Source organism: Snodgrassella alvi, assembly GCF_002777425.1.
Taxonomy (GTDB): Bacteria; Pseudomonadota; Gammaproteobacteria; order Burkholderiales; family Neisseriaceae; genus Snodgrassella; species Snodgrassella alvi_B.
Genome location: NZ_MDVC01000028.1, coordinates 1 through 1,974, shown reverse-complemented (window position 1 = coordinate 1,974; position 1,974 = coordinate 1). Strand labels below are relative to the sequence as shown.

Annotated in this window: 3 protein-coding genes; all 3 read left to right on the top strand. The window is 32.3% G+C overall.

The features are described 5' to 3' along the window. A partial coding sequence (locus BGI33_RS03225; RefSeq protein ID WP_144235346.1) for a pentapeptide repeat-containing protein occupies positions 1-231 on the top strand: 231 nt, incomplete at its 5' end. A gap of 350 nt (positions 232-581) precedes the next feature. Further along, positions 582-1,352 (top strand): RHS repeat domain-containing protein, encoded by a 771-nt coding sequence (locus BGI33_RS13955; protein WP_100114450.1) that lies wholly within the window; start codon positions 582-584, stop codon positions 1,350-1,352. Further along, entirely contained in the window at positions 1,346-1,618 is a 273-nt protein-coding gene (locus BGI33_RS03215) for an immunity protein TriTu family protein (protein WP_100089920.1), read from the top strand. The genes BGI33_RS13955 and BGI33_RS03215 overlap by 7 nt, the downstream gene beginning before the upstream one ends. Positions 1,619-1,974 lie beyond the last annotated feature (356 nt).

Below are 1,974 nucleotides of genomic sequence, written 5' to 3'. Positions count from 1 at the left end.
TGTAAGTTAAATGGAGCTTTTTTACTAAATGCTAATTTGCAAGGAGTTAATTTATCAGGAGCTGATTTATTTAATGCAAATTTCAACGGAAGTAATTTAAAAGGTGGAAATGTAAATGCAATTAGAATAAATGAGGCTAGTTTTATAGGGGCAATATATGACAAATATACTATTTGGCCAAAATATTTCTTACCGGCAACTAAGGGAGCTATTTTGCAACAAATACCATGAATATCAACTTTGCACATTATAGACCACATCTTAATTTTTTGTGTATTTCACTTTTACAGATAACCGTTAATTCTGTCACCAAATTCTGTAATGAAGCGGTTCATTATGCTTTTCAGTTGCAAGTCAATATCAATATCTGTTTATCTTCGTCATACTAACTATATATATTGCTAAATAAATTACTTTCTTTACTAAGTCACCAGTCGAGAAGACTTTATAATTTTTGATGACGCGGCGTATTACGTTGTTAATTTATTCTCTGGTATTTTGGTGCAAATTGCTTAACAGACTTCCTGAGGGTAAGCAACAAACCCTACAACCGTACCCGCTTCCTGTGGGATGGGTTAAGAATGATTCAGGAAACTGGCCCGAATCACCCCACTAGCCTGTATATCTATACCGACCAGAACAGCTATGAACCACTGGCACGGATAGACAAAAGAGGTAATGACCCCGAAAAAGTCATGTACTTCCACACTGATTTGAATGGGTGTCCAGAAGAGCTAACCGATGCAAACGGTAAAATACTGTGGGAATGCAGCTTTCAGTTATGGGGAAAACGGATTCATGAAATCGAACACGAACCCATAGAGCAAAACCTCAGATATCAGGGACAGTATTTAGACAGAGAAACCGGCTTACATTACAATACTTTCAGGTACTATGATCCGGATATAGGTAGATTTACCCAGCCAGACCCGATTGGGTTGCTGGGTGGCTTGAATCTGTATCAGTATGCGCCTAATGGGTTGACTTGGATTGATCCGTGGGGACTGTCATTAGTTACAGTTGGCAGATGGATGGGATCAGCAGAATATCAAGAAATGGTATATAGCGGTAAAGTAGTACAAAGCATAATAGGAACAACTCACGTGGCTTATCCAGCAGATGTTAATGCTTTTGGTAAACAAGCAAAAAATGGAGCTTTATATGTTGAATTTGATATTTCTAAAAAATCTATAATTCCCACAAATGAAGGATGGGCAAAAATAGTAGGACCAAATTCTTTAGAAGGTCGCTTAGCACAACGTAAAGGATTCCCTGTGCCTGAGATGCCTAAAGCAAATAACATTCGTGTTAAGGCAGAAAAAATTAATGGAAAAATACAATCAAAATGTTAAATAAATTTAAATTTTGGATATCCAAAAATACTAACTACTCTTATGTTTATCATAAAAATGATTTATCAGAAAGTATCGTTATCGATTTTGAAAATGATATTTATATTGCACGATTTACTGTTTGGGATGATCTAAGTTGCATGTCTGAAATAATAGATTTAAATACTGATCAATATAAAATTAATAAAAGGGAAGAATTTACTTCATTTAATGAATTGCTGTCTATATTTAGAATTTTTTCAGATTATTTAAATATAAAAAATTAAAATAAAAATATATTTTTTACACATTTATATTATTAAAGATTTTATTGGATATCATGAACCATTGAAAAAATAGATTGATGTAGGAGAACTAATTGATAAATTAACCTCTCCCAAATTAGATTGCAGACAAGATATTATAGAAAAATGTCATCACAGAAGAATTAACAATTAAGGGAGATATAGTTTTATCAAAAAATGCAAAAATAGTTCAAAGGAAGTGATATGCTAAAAGATAATGAAGAAATAACAATTTCTGGAGAAAATTTAATTGATGCGTTATCAATTATTGAGTTTTTTTTAATTTCTTTTAAAAATATAACAAGATATTATTATGATAACGTTTACCCAGATATTGA